Origin of the sequence: Lentzea jiangxiensis (assembly GCF_900104175.1) — a bacterium.
Lineage (GTDB): Bacteria > Actinomycetota > Actinomycetes > Mycobacteriales > Pseudonocardiaceae > Lentzea > Lentzea jiangxiensis.
On record NZ_FNIX01000012.1, the window covers coordinates 67670 to 82080 of the forward strand.

A 14411-nucleotide genomic window follows, 5' to 3' on the forward strand; every position below is an offset into this window, starting at 1 on the left:
AGAAGATGACCCAGGTCGCCGACACGTACCAGGAACTGCCGCCGATCGCGGCGGCGCACCACTGATCTGCTGATCACTACCGTCCTCGACCACGGGGTGCGCGAGCGCGCCGCTGGTGCGGCGGTGCGGTCGCACCCGAGCCAGTACTCAGCGCGCCGGTATGGAACCGATGCGCGCAGCCCGCTCAGGCAGCCGGGCGCGGGTTCACGCGGGTGGCGGGAAACCCGTGGTGTGGAGCCGCGAGGGTCGTTCTGATTGCCGCCTCGCAGCGTCCGTGACCGCAGACCACATCGCGTTTACATCACGGCTTAATGTCCTCCGCAATACCGGGTAACGATCCAGCTGACCCAGCGATGAAACCCACACTTCCGGTTCGACATCGGCCTTGTGAGTCTCCGCTGGAGTTTTGTCATGATTGTATTCAAAGGCGAGATTCGCAGCCCTGATGACATCGAATATTCCTCGCGACCAGGCTCGCTGGCTGCGCGGACGCACCCAGCCGAACGCCGCACGGCAAAATCCGGACGCCTTTCCGGTCACTCCACCGGACACATGCGCATGCAGGAGGCGTGGCGAGGAAACGAGCCGCCATCCTGTGGCTTGTTTTTGTCATGTTGTCATCGCAGGTTCTTTTCGCTGCGAAGCTGGCGCGGTGCGGAACGGGGATGCAGTGATCATCAAGGTCAGGGACGAGATCCGCAGGCTCAGGGCAGGGCACGGCGTACTGGCGCCGAACCTGGCCGAACGGCTGGGTCCGCACCTGCGGGCGCTGTGCGGGCTGAACCAGGACGCCGCGCAGTTGCGCGCCACGCTCGTCCAGCACCTGCTGGCGTTCGCGGGTGGCCTGCCGCAGGAACGCCAGGACGTCCTCGCCGTCAGCCTGGCGATCGACTGCGGGGTCGAGCACCTGGCCCACTTCACCGATCGGGTCGACCACCTGGCCGCGCTGCTCAGCGTGAGCACGAGGACGGCGCTGCGGCGGATCGGCGAGGCCGAGCAGGAACTGGCCGGGGAGATCGCGGCGGAGCTGACCAGGAACCGCGGCGGTACGCGGTTCGTCAACTCCTACTACATCAGCGAGTACCGGGTGATCGTCGACAACACCGCGGCGCACGCCGACCCGGCCACCGTGTCGGTGTACCAGGAACGCGAGATCGTGTGCGTGCAGGACGGGCTCTCCGAGATCCCGATCCGGTTCGAACTGCCCGAGCACATAGACACCCCGAACCCGAGGTTCTCCGCTCACGTACGGCACGGCGGGCGCGTCACGTCACTGCGGCGTCCCTCGTCCACCGGCTTCGAGCTCGTGGTGGGCCTGCCGGCGCCGCTGGTGAGGCGGCAGGCCCACCGCTTCGGGCTGAGCTTCGTCTTCCCGGCGGAGGTGGTCAGGGCCCACCACGTGATCACCGGCGAGGTGACGATCCGTCGCTTCCAGCTCATCCTGAAGTTCCACCCCGACCACCCGCCGATGTGGATCAGGCGGGTGGAGGGCGAGGACGTCCGCACGCTCGACGCGTTCGCCCTCCACACCGCGCCGCACGGGATGTTCCCGCTCGACGCGGTGGGCGAGGCGAACCTGGCTTTCGACCACCTCAACCCCCACCTGGCCTACGGCTGCCAGTACCGGTGGGGCGAGGTTCCCGTCAGCCGCGCCGCTGCGAGCGGCGAGGACGGCGCGGGGTGATCGCCGTGGCGAAGACCTTGAGGAGCTTCGCCGTCGCGAGCAGCGCGATCCGCAGCGACACGACCAGGATCGAGTCGCGGTGGCTGCAGACCAGAACCCACATCGCGAAAGCGATGCAGATGTAAGGGGTCGCACTTCCGCCGGTTTCGACGGAAACCCAGTAGCCCTCGGTCTTGAACTCCATGACTTCACCTCTGCACTTCGTCGGACTAGGACGAGGCAAAGGCTGAGTTCAATTTCCGCGTCCCGGTTTCCCGCCGGGACGCATTTCGGGAAACTGCAGGTGCGTGCAATGGAAGAGGTGTCCGAGTGGTCGGACACCCGGACGAGTCGGACGGCTTCCGCCCGGCTGGAGAAGAGGTGAGTGATGGGTCCGCCGCCGGAAAACGCGGGCGTCACGCCCGAGGACCTGCTGCGGGACTTCGGGTCCCTGGTCGACGCGCAGACGAAGTCCCTGCGAGGACTCGCCATGGCGACCGACGTGGGCCTGGAGACGATCCGCGGCTGGAAGGACATGGGCCGCTTCCCGCGCAGCACGGACGACTTCATGAAGGTCGTGCGGACCTGCCTGCAGTTCCTGAAGCCGGAAGCGCCGCAGCAGCGCTGGCGGGTCGCCGACTGGGAGGCCCGCTACCACGAGGCGAAGCGCGCCTGGGAGAACCGGGAGGGCGACCGTCGGCCGCAGAAGCCCATCCCGGTCGCCTTCAGCGAACCGACCTCGCCCCGGATGACCACGCAGGTCTACGGAGGCGATTACGTGAACGGCGCCAAGAACTCCGTTCACTTCGGAGACGTGAATCATCACCACCCTGACCAGTCAGGCCGTTGACAGCGGTTCTCCGAGATTTCAGCGAATCATCCAGAACGAAAAGCGAGGAAAATCCGTGGCCACAGGCGAAGTCAGAATCAACAACGGGGTGCTGTGGGTGGACAGCGAGGCCTACCCGTTGCGCAACATTTCCCGCGTCGGCTCGCGGTGGATCGACCCCAGGCCGCTCAAGCGCGCGGCGATCCAGAAGTTCATCCTGCGGATGCTGCTGTGCATCTTCGTCTCGATAGTGGTGGTGTCGGTTTCGACGACGGGTGGCGTGCTCATCCTGCTGGCCGGCACGGCGCTTCTGGTCTGGCGTCTATTGCAGGTGATGAAGCTGCCGCAGGTCTTCGGGCTCGTCCTCAACACCTCCGGCGTGCAGCAGGACGCGGTCTGGAGCCTTGACGAGAACGAGATCGACCAGCTCGTCGTGGTGATCACCGACGCGATCGGCCACCCCGACACCGCACAGACGATCTTCAACCTGAATCACGTCGTCAGCGGCGACATCATCCAGCAGTACGGGGACGACAGCGTCGGCAAGCAGATCGGCGCGAAGGCCGGGTCCCACTGATGGGCGCCGGCGATCGTTTCCACGTCGAGAACACGAACCACGTCGGCGAAGGTGACGTCATCCAGCAGTACGGCGCCGGCAGCGTCGGCAAGCAGGTGCACACCGGCCCCGGCGACAACGTGGTCAGCAAGACCAGTCCGGCCGGCCCGGAGGCGCTGCGGACCGTGACCGTCCAGGACGGCGACTACGTCTCGGGTGACAAGTCCGGTGTCCAGATCGGCGACGTCCACCACGACCTGCGGTAACACCGTTCGCCGTAGGGCCCGCAGCCCTGCCTGCGGGCCCGTTGTTCAAAGGGCGGGCCACGCCCTGAGCACGGAGTCGAGTGCGTCGAGGACCCGTGTCCACGACGCCTCGACCCCGCGCGGATGGCTGTGGAAGGCCCCGGCTCGCTCCAGCGACACGTACCCGTGGAAGGTGCTGTGCAGCAGCCGCACGGCGTCGGTCTGGTCGGGTTCCCACAGGTCGTAACCCCGCAGGATCGCGCGGGTCAGCTCGGCGTGCCGCCCGGCGGCACTGGTCGCGGCCGTGTCCGGGTCCAGCGCCATCTGGGTCGCGGTGTAGCGGCCGGGGTGTTCGCGGGCGTAGGCGCGGTAGGCGCCGGCGAACGCGACCAGGGCGTCCTTGCCGGATCGGCCGCCGATCGCCGCGGCGACGCGGTCGGCCAGTTCGGCGAGCGCGAGGACGGCCAGGCGGACCCGCAGGTCGTGCGCGTTGCGGATGTGCGAGTACAGCGAGGCGTCCTTCACGCCGAAGTGGCGGGCCAGGGCGGACACCGTCACGTTCTCGAAGCCGACCTCGTCCGCCAGGTCCGCCGCCGCCTGCGTCAGGCGCTCCGCGGTGAGCCCCGCACGTGCCATCCGTCACCGCTCCTAGGGTCCTTAATGATTTGCCTAGGACCTCTAGGTAAGCCTAGCGTCCTGGGACGTGAAGCCGCTGACCGAACTCGAGATCCGCGCGTCCTTCGTCAATTCCACCAAGGGCGAGGCGAAGCGCATGCACGTGCCCAGGGATCTGGGTGACCGGCCGTGGGACGACCTGGACTTCCTCGGCTGGACCGACCCCGCGGCGCCGGACCGCTCGTACCTCGTGGCCGAGCTGGACGGCAGGCTCGTCGGCATCGCGCTGCGGCGGGCCGCTCAGGCGGGGCGGGCGCGCAAGACGATGTGCGCGTGGTGCCTGACCACGCACTCCGGGGACGGGGTGTCGCTGATGACCGCGCGCAAGGCCGGGAAGTCCGGGCAACTGGGCAACTCGGTCGGCGTCTACGTGTGCGCCGACCTGGCGTGCTCGCTCTACCTGCGCGGCAAGAAGAGCGCCGGACCCGGCTCGCGGTTCAAGGAGGCGATCACGCTCGGCGAGCAGGTCGAACGGATGCTGGCCGGCGTGAACGCGTTCGTCGAACGGGTGTGCTCGTAGGCGTCAGAGTTCGAGGACCAGCTCGGCGCTGCACGCGCGGGCGCACGGCCAGGGGTCGCCGCACTCGGTGCAGCCGCTGGTGGCGGGCAGGTGCGTGTCGAGCACCTGGACCGCTCTGGTCCGGTAGCGCTCCAGGTCGGACTCCCAGTTGTGGCGGGGGCCCGCAGTCGCACTGGTCATGGTCATCAGTCCTCGGGTCGAGGGGTTGTGCCGCACACAAGGATGCACCCGAATCCGGTCGTTCGGGCGGCAATCAGGCGATTCCCGACCATCGAAGGGTATGGCGTTCGACAGCGCACCCGTTGAGCTGCGAGGGGATGCGCGCGCCATCGACAGCACGCACATCCCCTCGGCGTGTCACCACGGATCGGGCAGGCCCTGTCCCGTCGTGATCAGGCTGTGCAGGCTGCCGTTGACGTAGTGCAGCCACGCCGTCGAACACGCGCCGAAGCACTCGACGTCCGGCACCAGACCGACGTGCGTGAACTTCAGCTCGGTGCCGCCACCAGCGGCAACGATGTCGAACACGACCTCGCTGCCGGTCCACTCCGCCGGCTCCGAGACGAACGACAGCCGACTGTCGGTGACCAGCCACACCACCCGCCGGCACGGCTCCAGCTCGGTGATGCGCTGACGGCTGTAGTGCTGCGGCGGGTGCCGGTAGGTGAACTCGGCGCCCACCTCGTCGGTGCGTCCCTCGACCTCGCCGGTCCACCAGGCACGCACGTCCAGCACGGCGGCGTAGACCTCGTCCGGCGACTGCTCGACCACGTACGACGTGGTGTAGCCCCGTTCGACCCCTGTCGTCACGACGACTCTTTCTCGCGCTGGATCCGCTCGGCGATGCGCTTGATCCGCTGCAACCGGGCGTCCCAGGTAGCCCCCACCGCGGACAGCTGCGCCACCGCCCGCGCGAGCTGGACCTCGTCGACCTCGTAACGGCGTTCACGGCCGGACGCGGTCGCGTGCACCAGGCCGACGCGGTCCAGCACGCCCAGGTGCTTCGCGACCGCCTGCCGCGTGACCGGGAGCCGATCACTCAGCGTCGTCGCGGTGCCACCACCGTCGCTGAGCAGCAGGTCGAGCATCCGGCGACGGGTCGGGTCCCCCACCGCGGACCACAGCTCGTCGTCGATCGCCGTGCTCACGAGCGCGCGACCAGACTCGTGGCGCGGGCGACCAGGCGCGGCAGGAAGTGGTTCCAGCCCTGGACGTGGTCGTTGTACGCCTGCTCCAGCACGGCGGCCTCCCAGCCGCGCTCGCGGAACCCGGTCTCCCGGAACTTCAGCAGCGTGCCCTCGCCCGACGGCTCCAGGTCGATCGTGACGAGCAGCGAGTTGTCCGGCGCCGCCGTCTCATCCCGGTCGTAGACCCAGCGGAACGCGAACCTGCGGGGTGGGTCGGCCTCCACGACGGTGAGCTGCTCGACCTTCGCCTCCGGCGAGGCCGGGTCGCCGAACGTGATCGTGCCCGTGCCGCCGACGACCGCGTCGAACTCGGCCTCGTCAGGCCACCACTCGCGCAGGTGCTCGGGTGAGCTGACCACCTCGTAGACGACCTCGGGGCTGGCGTCGATGCGCAGCTCGCGTTCGATGCTCCCGTGCTCCATGCGTACTCCCGTGACTCGAAGTGCAACCCTTGGTTGCACATCAAGTTAGCCCGAGGAGCCGTGAGGTGCAACTTATGGTTGCACGTTGCCGGTTCTGGCCAGTCGCAGGAACGACGCCCACTGGTGGGCCGCGAGCGGCAGCTCGACCGAGGGCGACTTGCTGTCCCGCAGGCCAACGCCCCGGCCCACCTCCACGCAGTTCATGTCAGGGGTGCTGTAACTACTCTTCCGCCACCTGGTCACCACAAGCCTCCTCACTGATGATGTCGGTGATCAGCTTTCTCGTCTGCGCCTCGTCCAACGCCGTCCGTCCGAGTGACTTCAGCACGTCCTCGTAAAGACCTACCGAGGGCTGGTCCTCCAGGAAGACCGTCGCTCCCTGGCTCTCGACGTAGACGATCGGCGGGATCTTCTTGAAAGTCAGCATGTCGAAGGAACCCGCGAGCCCGTCGTGCGGCCCGGCCGCAGTGGGAATCACGCGGAGCGTCAGGTACGGCCGCACGGACATCCGCAGCAGGTGGTGGAACTGGTCCGCCATCACGTCCGGACCGCCCACGGGCAGGCGGAGGGCCTGTTCGTGGAGGTAGATCGTGACGATCCGGCCGCCATCGAGCGCCGCCCTCTGCCGAGCCAACCGATTGCTGATCACGACCGCCCGCTCGTCTTTCGACAACCGGCTCGAAGCGTTGACCAGACGAGTGGTGTAGTCGGGTGCCTGAAGAAGGCCGTGCACGACATTCATCGACCACCCCATCACACCTGTTGCGATTTTCTCGTGTTCTCGCAGTGTGCGCGCTCGGTCCGTAGGACCTGATTTTGTGGGTTGTAGCCAATCGCGGACGTTCGTGTCGTGGTGCAGCGCCATCAGGTGGTCGAACTCGGCTGGTGGCGTGCGCAGGAGGCCCAGCAGTTTGGCCAGGTCGAGGTCGCTGACGCCTTCCTTGCCGTTGACCAGTTCCGAGACTTTGGCTTCCTGCCAGCCGAGCAGATCCGCGGCGGCTCGGCTGGTCAGGTCGGACGCCCGCAGCAGCGCCCGTATCGCGTCGCCGAACTCGCGGCCGCGCACCGTTGATCTCCGCAAAGGCATGCCGGAAAAGGTAGAGCCGCATTTCCGTTTGGCTCCACCCATTCCGCGCAGGTCAACCTGAAAGCATGCTCTTTGGCGGTCTTCCAAGCTTTCCTACGGCGCCACGGCACGCCGCACGGTGTCGCGCAGGAAGTCGCGGCGGCGTTCGTGGACCTCGGCGTCCTCGTCGGCCGTGGCGGCGTAGACGTTGCTGACCGGGGACCACGCCATCGACATCGCGATCACCACGGCCATCACGTCGAACGGGTCGCCGGCGCGGACGAGGCCCGCCTCCTGCGCGTCGGCGATGGCGCGCAGCTTCTCCTGGTCGATGCGGTCGGCGACGAGGTGGCCGGTCGGGCGGCGTTCGAGGCGGTTCCACGTCGCCAGCCGGATCAGGTCGGGCCGGTCGAGGTACTCGTCGTAGAGGCGCACGGCCCAGTCGGCGAGGTCGGTGGCGTCGATGGGGACGACGTTGACGATCCGCTCCAGGGAGCCGAGGAAGATCGCGTCGAAGAGGCCGTCCTTGTTGCCGAAGTAGGCGTAGAGCTGGGCCTTGTTGGTGCGGGCTGCCGCGACGACCCGTTCGATGCGGGCTCCGGCGATGCCGTGTTCGGCGAACTCGCGGGTCGCGACGTCGATGATGCGCTGCCGGGTGGCCTCGCCCCGGGCGGTCAACTGCTGGTCGGCCATGAGCGCACTCTACCGACAGAACAGTCGGTTTACTTTTGCGCCGACGCGGCCTAGCCTCGAAATAGACCGAACAGTCTGTTTGAAGGAGCGTCATGCGCAGCACCACCGGTTGGCAGGCCCACGGCGGCACCCTGCGGAAGGAGCCGATCTCGCGGCGTGACCTGCGGTCCGACGACATCGCGGTCCGGGTCGACTTCTGCGGGGTTTGCCACACCGATCTGCACGGCCTCAAGGCCCACGACGGCGAAAGCCCGCTCGTCCCCGGCCACGAGTTCACCGGCGTCGTCACCGAGGTCGGCCCGGACGTGACCGCGTTCCGGGTCGGCGACGCCGTCGCCGTGGGCAACATCGTCGACTCCTGCGGGACGTGTTCGATGTGCGCGGCGGGGCAGGAGAACTTCTGCCGTGAGTTCCCCACGCTCACCTACGGCGGCAAGGACCGCCACGACGGAACGACGACGTTGGGCGGCTTCTCCCGTGAGTACGTCGTCCGCGACAAGTTCGCCTATCCCCTGCCCTCCGGCCTGGACCCGGCGGCCGCGGCGCCGCTGATGTGCGCGGGAGTCACCGTGTGGGAGCCGCTGCGTGCGCTGGGCGTGGGGCCGGGGATGCGCGTGGCGGTGGCCGGTCTGGGCGGGCTCGGGCACCTCGCGGTGAAGTTCGCCGTGGCGCTCGGTGCCGAGGTGTCGGTCGTGAGCCGGTCCGCCGATCGTGCGGACGACGTCATGCAGCTCGGTGCGCGCGATGTCGTCGTCTCCAGCGATACGGAGAGCGTGCAGGCGTCTCGCGATCGGTTCGACGTCCTGATCGACACCATCCCCGTTGCGCACGACCTCGCGCCGTACCTGGCGCTGGTGGCGATGGACGGGACGCTGAGCCAGGTCGGGTACCTCGGCGGCATCACCGTGGAGGCGCTGGACCTTCTCGTCGGCCGCAAGAAGCTGACCTCCGGTGGCAGCGGCGGTGTTCCCGCCACCGCCGCGATGCTGGAGTTCTGCGCGGCCCACGGGCTCACCGCCGACGTCGAGGTGTTGCCGTCCGCCCGTGTGACCGAGGCCTTGGACCGGCTCGAACGCGGCGACGTGCGCTACCGGTTCGTGCTGGACCTGTCCGACCTCGGCTGACGACCTCGGGAGACAGGCCCGGGAGCGTCAGGCGCAGCGCTGCCTCGACCTGGTCGGCGGAGGCGATGATCGCAGCGGGATCACCGGGCGAGGCGGTGGTAGCGGCCGTGGAGGGACCTGCTCGGCCGTGGTGCGCCGGACTCAGGAGACGCGCGGCAACCTGGCGATCTTCGCCTCGGCCTGCTCGGCGTCGATGATGCCGAGCCGCGCCCGGCGCTGGAGCTTGTAGGCCACGACGGCGGCGAGCGGGGTGTCCCTCCACTTGCGCCAGTGGTACGGGTGCTCGCGCTTCAGCTCCGACTCGATGTCGTCGGGCTGGACGTGCGTGAGCACGACCTGCTCACGGCGCCGGTGTGCGCGGACGTTGTGGCGCTTGCTCCTCGCTATGTTCTTGCGGGAGCTCTTGTCGTTCTCCCCGTGGGTGTTCCGGCGGTCCTTGGCGTAGCTCAACGCCTTCTTCTCCTGCGGGGACTTCCTGGTCACAGGTTCGAGCGCAGCGACGGCCGCACGTCATTCAGGCGTGCGCCGGGCCGACTCCGCCAGCCGCACGGCGAGCGCGGCCACGAGGTGCCGCAGCTCGTCCGGCCGCTCGACCACGAACGGCAGGTCCAGCGCCGCGAGCACACCGGGCACCCAGTCGAGCCGTTCCACCCTCAGTTCGACCCGCGACCACGGCCCGTCCTCCTCCACGACCGCGACGCTCGCGGGCAGCCGGGTGCGGATCCGCTCGGCACTCCCGCGGATCCGCAGCACCACCTCGTGCCGGTACGGCGCGGTGGCGAGCCCGGTCAGGAGGCGCTGCGCCGGGTCGAGGTCGTCCGGCGGGTCGAACGTGCCCGGCAGCGTCCTGGCGTGCGCGATGCGGTCGAGCCGGAACGTCCTGTCCTCGCCGAGCGCGGGATCGGCGCCGGTCACGTACCACCGTCCCGAGTGGGCGATGAGGCCGTGCGGGTGCAGCGTGCGTTCGCTCTGCCGGCCGTCGGCGGAGGTGTAGCGGACCGCGACAGGCCGGTGGTGGGTCACCGCGTCGGCGATCGCCAGCAGGACCGACGCGTCCGGGACCGCGGGTTCTCCGGCCGGGGCCGTGAAGGCGACCGAGCCGAGCACGGCGTCGAGCCGGTGGCGGAGCCGGGCGGGCAGCACACGCCGGATCTTGGCCGTCGCCGTCTCGCTCGCCGCGTCCGTCATCAGGCCTGATCGGCGGCCCGCGACCAGGCCGAGCAGCACGGCGAGGGCTTCGTCGTCGGTCAGCATCAGCGGCGGCATCCGGTACCCGGAAGCGAGCCGGTAGCCGCCGTGGCGTCCTCGCATCGACTCGACGGGGACGTCGAGGTCGAGCAGATGGCCGACGTAGCGCCGCACGGTCCGTTCGTCGACTCCCAGGCGGTTGGCGAGCTCGGCCACGGTGCGGACGCCTCCCGACTGCAGCAGTTCGAGCAGCGTCAGCACGCGAGCGATGGGCCGGGGCACGTCCTGAATTCTGCCTCGAATACCGGGCGGGTTCTGCCCGGTATTGCTCCTAGCGTGCGGTCATCTACCCGTTCAAGGAGAGAACCGTGCACTTCGTCTCGATCCGCGTCATCACCGCCGACGTCGCCCGCCTCGTCGGCTTCTACGAACGCGCCACCGGCGTGACGGCCGACTGGGCCACCGAGGACTTCGCCGAGATCAGGACCACCTCGGCCACCCTCGCGATCGGCAGCACCCGCACCGTCGGCCTGTTCGCGCCGGGCTCCGCCGAACCGTCGGCCAACCGCAGCGTGATCGTCGAGTTCCTCGTCGACGACGTGGACGCCGTGCACCGCGACCTGGCGGGGTTCGCCGAGGTCGTCGCCGAGCCCACGACCATGCCGTGGGGCAACCGGTCGCTGCTGGTCCGCGACCCCGACGGCACCCTGGTCAACTTCTTCACGCCGGTAACCCCTGCCGCCCTCGCGCGGCAGGGCTTGGCGTCCGGGGACCAGCGCAACGTCTGAGGGCGGCGCTTCCGAGATGACTGCAGTCAGCTCTTCGAGGACGTCGGCCGGTCGATGAGCGCGGACAGATCGCCGAGCAGATCGGGCGTGGGTACCTGCGCCTCAACGGCTGTCCGGCGGCCACGAGCCTGTCCGATTCACGTAGCTCCTGCCCCATCCGCGCGACCCTACTCAGGAGATCGCTACCCTGGATCCCGTGTCCGGCACCGGCAGCTCGAGAACCCGTGCGTACCTCGCACGCGTTCTCGCCGTGCTCGCCCTGGTGGCCGGAGTCGCGATGATGCAGGGCACCCCGTGCGAGACGGAGTTCGCCTGGACCGCCCAGTGCCCCACGTCGAGCACGCACGCGGTCGTCCACTCCGACCAGGCCGACGGGGGCGGGCTGATCGAGGGCATCCTCGTCGCCGGTGCCTGCCTGGTGGTGGCGCTCGCCGTGCTCATCGGGTTCGCCGTGCTGCGGCGGACCGGGTCGTTCCGGGTGCTGTTGCAGCGCCTGCCTGACGTGCTGTTCTCTCCTTCACGCCGGCTGGAAGTGCGGCTGTCGCAGCTCTGCGTGCTGCGGGCCTAGGCCGAACCCGTTCTGCGGTTCGGTCCTGCCAGCCTTCGTGGAGGTTTCCCAGTCATGTCCAAGAACGCCCGGTTGTCCCTGGTCATCGTCGGTGTCGTGGCGGTGGTGGTCGCCGGTTTCCTCCTGTTCGGCCGCAACGACACCACAGCGGCGCCGCAGTCCGCCGGCGGCAAGGTGACGGTTGTCGAGTACCTCGACCTCGAGTGCCCGTCGTGCGGGGCCGCCCATCCCGGGGTCGAGCGGTTGAAGAGCGAGTACGGCGAGCGCGTCACGTTCGACGTGCGGCACTTCCCCATTCCCAGCCACCGCAACTCCGAGCTGGCCGCCGTCGCGGTCGAGGCGGCGGGGGCGCAGGGCAAGCGGGACGACATGTTCCGGATGATGTTCGACGCGCAGCAGGAGTGGGCCGGGCAGCAGACGTCGCAGCGCGCGGTGTTCACCGGGTTCGCGCAGGAGCTCGGGCTCGACGCGGCGGCGTTCGAGAAGGCCCTGGACGATCCGGCGCTGCGGGAGCGGGTTCTCGCCCAGCGGTCGGAGGGCGCGAAGGCCGGGGTGCAGGCCACGCCGACGTTCTTCGTCAACGGCACCAAGTTCACCGGGGCGCCGAGCTACGACAACCTGAAGGCCGCCATCGAGAAGGTGCTGCCGTGAACCGGATCGTCGCGTGGGTGCTCGCGGTCGGCGGGGCGGTCGGCTTCGTCGCCTCCCTCGTGCTGACGATCGAGAAGATCGCGCTGCTCAAAGACCCGTTCTACGTGCCGACGTGCAGCATCAACCCGGTGCTGAGCTGCGGCTCGATCATGAAGACCGCGCAGGCCGAGCTGTTCGGGTTCCCGAACCCGCTGCTCGGCATCGCGGGCTTCGCGGTGGTGACGACGCTCGGCGTGCTGCTGCTCGCGGGCGTCGAGCTGCCGTCGTGGGTGTGGATCGGGCTGCAGGTCGGCGCCACGGCCGGGGTGGCGTTCGTGCACTGGCTGATCGTCGAGTCGCTGTACGTGATCGGCGCGCTGTGCCCGTACTGCGTGGTCGTGTGGGCCGTGACGATCCCGATCTTCTGGTACACGACGCTGCGCAACATCAAGCCGGCGTTCCAGTACCACAGCGTCGTGCTGGTCCTGTGGTACCTGCTGATCGCGGCCGCGGTGCTGCAGGCGTTCTGGTTCTACTTCTCGTCGCTGGTCTAGACGCGGGCTCCTGGGCCGAGGACGCCGAGCAGCGCGAGCGCCTCGGCATCAGGGGTTCCCTGCGGCGCGCTGTAGAGCACGAGGTGCTGGTCGCGGTCGGTGAGGGCGAGCGAGTCGCAGTCGACGGTGACCTCGCCGACGGCCGGGTGGCGGAAGGTCTTGCGGAGCGTGGGCGCGGCCTGCACGTCGTTGCGCTCCCAGAGGCGGGCGAAGTCGGGACTGCCGGTGCGCAGCTCCTCGACCAGACCGGTCACCTCGGGGTCGGACGGGTAGCGCGCGGCGGTGGCGCGCAGCTGCATGACGACGTGCAGGCGGAACTCGGCCGCGTCGGAGATCCCGTAGAGCGGGGTTCCGGCCGGTGCCGGTCCGAGGAACGCGCGGCGGGCGAGGTTGCGGTCGCGCGGGCTGACCTCGGCGAAGTCCTCCATGAGGGCGGCCGCGAGGTCGTTCCACGCGAGCACCTCGAACACCGCCGACGTCACGAACCCGGCCGTCTGCGGCAGCCGTTCCAGCAGCGCGAGGATGCTCGGGCGCACGTCGCGGCGGTGCGTGCGGGTGCGGATCGGCGCGGTGCCCGCCAGCAGGTGCAGGTGGTCGGACTCGGCGTCGGTGAGCTTCAGCGCACCCGCGATCCCGGCCAGCACGTCCCCGGACGGCCACGGCGCCCTGCCCTGCTCGAGCCGCACGTAGTACTCGGTGGAGATGTGCGCGAGCACCGCGACCTCCTCGCGGCGCAGACCCGGCGTGCGGCGGCGTGGTCCGGACGGCAGGCCGACGTCCTCCGGGCGGAGCCGCTCGCGGCGGCTGCGGAGGAACTCCCCGAGCTGCTGTTTGCTCATACCCCGAGCCTGCCCTCCGAACGGCCGCGGATCCTGGTACAGCCTGTACCTGAATGCGCTCCGGCGAACGCGGTGACATGGGTGCCATGACCAATGACATCGCACCCATCGGCCTGCTGACCGGCAAGGTCGTCTTCATCACCGGCGCCAGCCGCGGCATCGGGGAGGCCGCGGCCAGGCTCTTCGCCGCCGAAGGAGCCGCGGTTGTGCTCGCCGCCCGAGGCACGGCCGCCCTGGACAAGATCGTCGGTGAGATCCGCGCCGACGGCGGCGTCGCGGACGCCGTCGAACTCGACCTCGCCGACCGGGCGAGCGTCCGTGCCGCGGTCGACCGGGTGGAGGAGCTGCACGGACGGCTCGACGGCGCGTTCAACAACGGCGCGGCGATCCAGCAGCCCGGTCCGCTCGACACCACCAGCGACGACGACATCGACCTGCAGTTCGCCGTGAACTTCCGGTCGCACTGGACCGCGATGAACGCCGAGGCCGCGCTGATGCGCCGCGGCGGTGGCGGCGCGATCGTCAACACCTCGAGCATCGGCAGCCGGCGCGCCAACCCCGTCCTGCCCGCGTACGGCGCCATGAAGCGGGCGCTCAACAGCATCACCGAGTCGGCCGCCGTCACGTGGGCCCGCGAGGGCATCCGGGTCAACGGCATCACCCCCGGCGGCACCGACACGCGGATGATCGAGGAGTGGGAGGCCGCGACCCCCGGTGTCGTCGGGCACATCACCGCCACGACCCCGCTCGGGCGCATGGCCGAGCCCCGCGAGGTCGCCGAGGTCGCCGCGTGGCTGCTCAGCGACCGCGCGTCGATGGTGAGCGGCGCGATCGTGCCGGTGGACGGCGCCGCCGGCGCGTGAG

At 69.4% G+C, this 14411-nt stretch carries 23 protein-coding genes; 11 read left to right on the forward strand and 12 right to left on the reverse strand.

Annotated features, from left to right (window positions below):
• The first annotated feature begins 652 nt into the window (after positions 1–652).
• Positions 653–1684, forward strand: coding sequence for a hypothetical protein (locus BLQ91_RS26590; protein WP_143022825.1), 1032 nt, complete (start codon positions 653–655; stop codon positions 1682–1684).
• On the opposite strand, the gene BLQ91_RS26595 is transcribed toward BLQ91_RS26590, so the two are convergent.
• Complete coding sequence (locus tag BLQ91_RS26595; RefSeq protein ID WP_090100926.1) at positions 1644–1868, reverse strand: hypothetical protein; 225 nt, start codon at positions 1866–1868, stop codon at positions 1644–1646. The two genes, BLQ91_RS26590 and BLQ91_RS26595, sit on opposite strands and share 41 nt — an antisense overlap.
• Positions 1869–2051: 183 nt before the next feature.
• Here BLQ91_RS26595 and BLQ91_RS26600 point away from each other — a divergent pair, with 183 nt between their 5' ends.
• From BLQ91_RS26600 to BLQ91_RS26610, 3 genes are read left to right on the forward strand one after another with little or no spacing between them, the layout of a single operon-like run.
• Complete coding sequence (locus BLQ91_RS26600; RefSeq protein WP_090100928.1) at positions 2052–2513, forward strand: hypothetical protein; 462 nt, start codon at positions 2052–2054, stop codon at positions 2511–2513.
• 55 nt (positions 2514–2568) lie between these two features.
• On the forward strand, positions 2569–3069 hold the full coding sequence (locus tag BLQ91_RS26605) for a DUF6232 family protein (RefSeq protein ID WP_218130416.1): 501 nt from the start codon (positions 2569–2571) through the stop codon (positions 3067–3069).
• Entirely contained in the window at positions 3069–3314 is a 246-nt protein-coding gene (locus tag BLQ91_RS26610) for a hypothetical protein (RefSeq protein WP_090100930.1), read from the forward strand. Before BLQ91_RS26605 ends, BLQ91_RS26610 begins: the two co-directional genes overlap by 1 nt.
• A 45-nt stretch (positions 3315–3359) precedes the next feature.
• Here the strand turns inward: BLQ91_RS26610 and BLQ91_RS26615 are convergent, their stop codons facing one another.
• Entirely contained in the window at positions 3360–3929 is a 570-nt protein-coding gene (locus tag BLQ91_RS26615) for a TetR/AcrR family transcriptional regulator (protein ID WP_090100932.1), read from the reverse strand.
• 67 nt (positions 3930–3996) lie between these two features.
• Between BLQ91_RS26615 and BLQ91_RS26620 the strand changes: the two genes are divergently transcribed.
• On the forward strand, positions 3997–4488 hold the full coding sequence (locus tag BLQ91_RS26620; RefSeq protein WP_090100934.1) for an FBP domain-containing protein: 492 nt from the start codon (positions 3997–3999) through the stop codon (positions 4486–4488).
• A gap of 3 nt (positions 4489–4491) precedes the next feature.
• Here BLQ91_RS26620 and BLQ91_RS41635 read toward each other — a convergent pair whose 3' ends face one another.
• The 7 genes from BLQ91_RS41635 to BLQ91_RS26650 form a co-directional block, all read right to left on the reverse strand.
• Positions 4492–4668: a hypothetical protein gene (locus tag BLQ91_RS41635; protein WP_176959966.1), complete on the reverse strand. Its 177-nt coding sequence runs from the start codon at positions 4666–4668 to the stop codon at positions 4492–4494.
• Between the two features lie 177 nt (positions 4669–4845).
• Positions 4846–5298, reverse strand: coding sequence for an SRPBCC family protein (locus BLQ91_RS26625; protein ID WP_090100936.1), 453 nt, complete (start codon positions 5296–5298; stop codon positions 4846–4848).
• Complete coding sequence (locus BLQ91_RS26630; RefSeq protein WP_090100938.1) at positions 5295–5636, reverse strand: ArsR/SmtB family transcription factor; 342 nt, start codon at positions 5634–5636, stop codon at positions 5295–5297. The genes BLQ91_RS26625 and BLQ91_RS26630 overlap by 4 nt, the downstream gene beginning before the upstream one ends.
• Entirely contained in the window at positions 5633–6097 is a 465-nt protein-coding gene (locus tag BLQ91_RS26635) for an SRPBCC domain-containing protein (protein WP_090100940.1), read from the reverse strand. The genes BLQ91_RS26630 and BLQ91_RS26635 overlap by 4 nt, the downstream gene beginning before the upstream one ends.
• A 72-nt stretch (positions 6098–6169) precedes the next feature.
• Positions 6170–6301, reverse strand: coding sequence for a DUF397 domain-containing protein (locus BLQ91_RS26640; protein WP_090100942.1), 132 nt, complete (start codon positions 6299–6301; stop codon positions 6170–6172).
• A 16-nt stretch (positions 6302–6317) separates the two neighbouring features.
• Complete coding sequence (locus BLQ91_RS26645; RefSeq protein WP_218130418.1) at positions 6318–7163, reverse strand: Scr1 family TA system antitoxin-like transcriptional regulator; 846 nt, start codon at positions 7161–7163, stop codon at positions 6318–6320.
• Between the two features lie 114 nt (positions 7164–7277).
• Positions 7278–7856, reverse strand: a complete 579-nt coding sequence (locus tag BLQ91_RS26650; protein ID WP_090100946.1) for a TetR/AcrR family transcriptional regulator — start codon at positions 7854–7856, stop codon at positions 7278–7280.
• A 92-nt stretch (positions 7857–7948) separates the two neighbouring features.
• Between BLQ91_RS26650 and BLQ91_RS26655 the strand changes: the two genes are divergently transcribed.
• On the forward strand, positions 7949–8980 hold the full coding sequence (locus tag BLQ91_RS26655; protein ID WP_090100948.1) for an NAD(P)-dependent alcohol dehydrogenase: 1032 nt from the start codon (positions 7949–7951) through the stop codon (positions 8978–8980).
• A 141-nt stretch (positions 8981–9121) separates the two neighbouring features.
• Here the strand turns inward: BLQ91_RS26655 and BLQ91_RS26660 are convergent, their stop codons facing one another.
• Positions 9122–9463 carry a hypothetical protein gene (locus BLQ91_RS26660; protein WP_090100949.1) on the reverse strand — a complete coding sequence of 114 codons (342 nt, stop codon included), beginning with the start codon at positions 9461–9463 and terminating at the stop codon, positions 9122–9124.
• 27 nt (positions 9464–9490) lie between these two features.
• Positions 9491–10450, reverse strand: a complete 960-nt coding sequence (locus tag BLQ91_RS26665) for a helix-turn-helix transcriptional regulator (RefSeq protein WP_090100950.1) — start codon at positions 10448–10450, stop codon at positions 9491–9493.
• Positions 10451–10536: 86 nt separating this feature from the next.
• On the opposite strand from BLQ91_RS26665, the gene BLQ91_RS26670 reads away from it, so the two are divergent.
• The 4 genes from BLQ91_RS26670 to BLQ91_RS26685 all read left to right on the forward strand — a co-directional run bounded on the left by BLQ91_RS26670 (position 10537) and on the right by BLQ91_RS26685 (position 12708).
• Positions 10537–10956 (forward strand): VOC family protein, encoded by a 420-nt coding sequence (locus tag BLQ91_RS26670; protein ID WP_090100951.1) that lies wholly within the window; start codon positions 10537–10539, stop codon positions 10954–10956.
• Positions 10957–11152: 196 nt separating this feature from the next.
• Positions 11153–11524, forward strand: coding sequence for a hypothetical protein (locus BLQ91_RS26675; protein WP_090100952.1), 372 nt, complete (start codon positions 11153–11155; stop codon positions 11522–11524).
• 54 nt (positions 11525–11578) lie between these two features.
• Complete coding sequence (locus tag BLQ91_RS26680) at positions 11579–12175, forward strand: DsbA family protein (protein WP_090100953.1); 597 nt, start codon at positions 11579–11581, stop codon at positions 12173–12175.
• On the forward strand, positions 12172–12708 hold the full coding sequence (locus BLQ91_RS26685; RefSeq protein ID WP_090100954.1) for a vitamin K epoxide reductase family protein: 537 nt from the start codon (positions 12172–12174) through the stop codon (positions 12706–12708). The genes BLQ91_RS26680 and BLQ91_RS26685 overlap by 4 nt, the downstream gene beginning before the upstream one ends.
• Here the strand turns inward: BLQ91_RS26685 and BLQ91_RS26690 are convergent.
• On the reverse strand, positions 12705–13547 hold the full coding sequence (locus BLQ91_RS26690; RefSeq protein ID WP_090100955.1) for a helix-turn-helix transcriptional regulator: 843 nt from the start codon (positions 13545–13547) through the stop codon (positions 12705–12707). The two genes, BLQ91_RS26685 and BLQ91_RS26690, sit on opposite strands and share 4 nt — an antisense overlap.
• 86 nt (positions 13548–13633) lie before the next feature.
• Between BLQ91_RS26690 and BLQ91_RS26695 the strand changes: the two genes are divergently transcribed.
• Complete coding sequence (locus BLQ91_RS26695; RefSeq protein ID WP_090101170.1) at positions 13634–14410, forward strand: SDR family NAD(P)-dependent oxidoreductase; 777 nt, start codon at positions 13634–13636, stop codon at positions 14408–14410.
• Position 14411 lies beyond the last annotated feature (1 nt).

Excerpts from the sequence above, each read along its gene's own strand:
- BLQ91_RS26595 (WP_090100926.1), bottom strand. The coding sequence starts at position 1,868 with ATGGAGTTCAAGACCGAGGGCTACTGGGTTTCCGTCGAAACCGGCGGA.
- BLQ91_RS26600 (WP_090100928.1), top strand. The coding sequence starts at position 2,052 with ATGGGTCCGCCGCCGGAAAACGCGGGCGTCACGCCCGAGGACCTGCTG.
- BLQ91_RS26610 (WP_090100930.1), top strand. The coding sequence starts at position 3,069 with ATGGGCGCCGGCGATCGTTTCCACGTCGAGAACACGAACCACGTCGGC.
- BLQ91_RS26615 (WP_090100932.1), bottom strand. The coding sequence starts at position 3,929 with ATGGCACGTGCGGGGCTCACCGCGGAGCGCCTGACGCAGGCGGCGGCG.
- BLQ91_RS41635 (WP_176959966.1), bottom strand. The coding sequence starts at position 4,668 with ATGACCAGTGCGACTGCGGGCCCCCGCCACAACTGGGAGTCCGACCTG.
- BLQ91_RS26635 (WP_090100940.1), bottom strand. The coding sequence starts at position 6,097 with ATGGAGCACGGGAGCATCGAACGCGAGCTGCGCATCGACGCCAGCCCC.
- BLQ91_RS26640 (WP_090100942.1), bottom strand. The coding sequence starts at position 6,301 with ATGAACTGCGTGGAGGTGGGCCGGGGCGTTGGCCTGCGGGACAGCAAG.
- BLQ91_RS26650 (WP_090100946.1), bottom strand. The coding sequence starts at position 7,856 with ATGGCCGACCAGCAGTTGACCGCCCGGGGCGAGGCCACCCGGCAGCGC.
- BLQ91_RS26655 (WP_090100948.1), top strand. The coding sequence starts at position 7,949 with ATGCGCAGCACCACCGGTTGGCAGGCCCACGGCGGCACCCTGCGGAAG.
- BLQ91_RS26680 (WP_090100953.1), top strand. The coding sequence starts at position 11,579 with ATGTCCAAGAACGCCCGGTTGTCCCTGGTCATCGTCGGTGTCGTGGCG.
- BLQ91_RS26690 (WP_090100955.1), bottom strand. The coding sequence starts at position 13,547 with ATGAGCAAACAGCAGCTCGGGGAGTTCCTCCGCAGCCGCCGCGAGCGG.
- BLQ91_RS26695 (WP_090101170.1), top strand. The coding sequence starts at position 13,634 with ATGACCAATGACATCGCACCCATCGGCCTGCTGACCGGCAAGGTCGTC.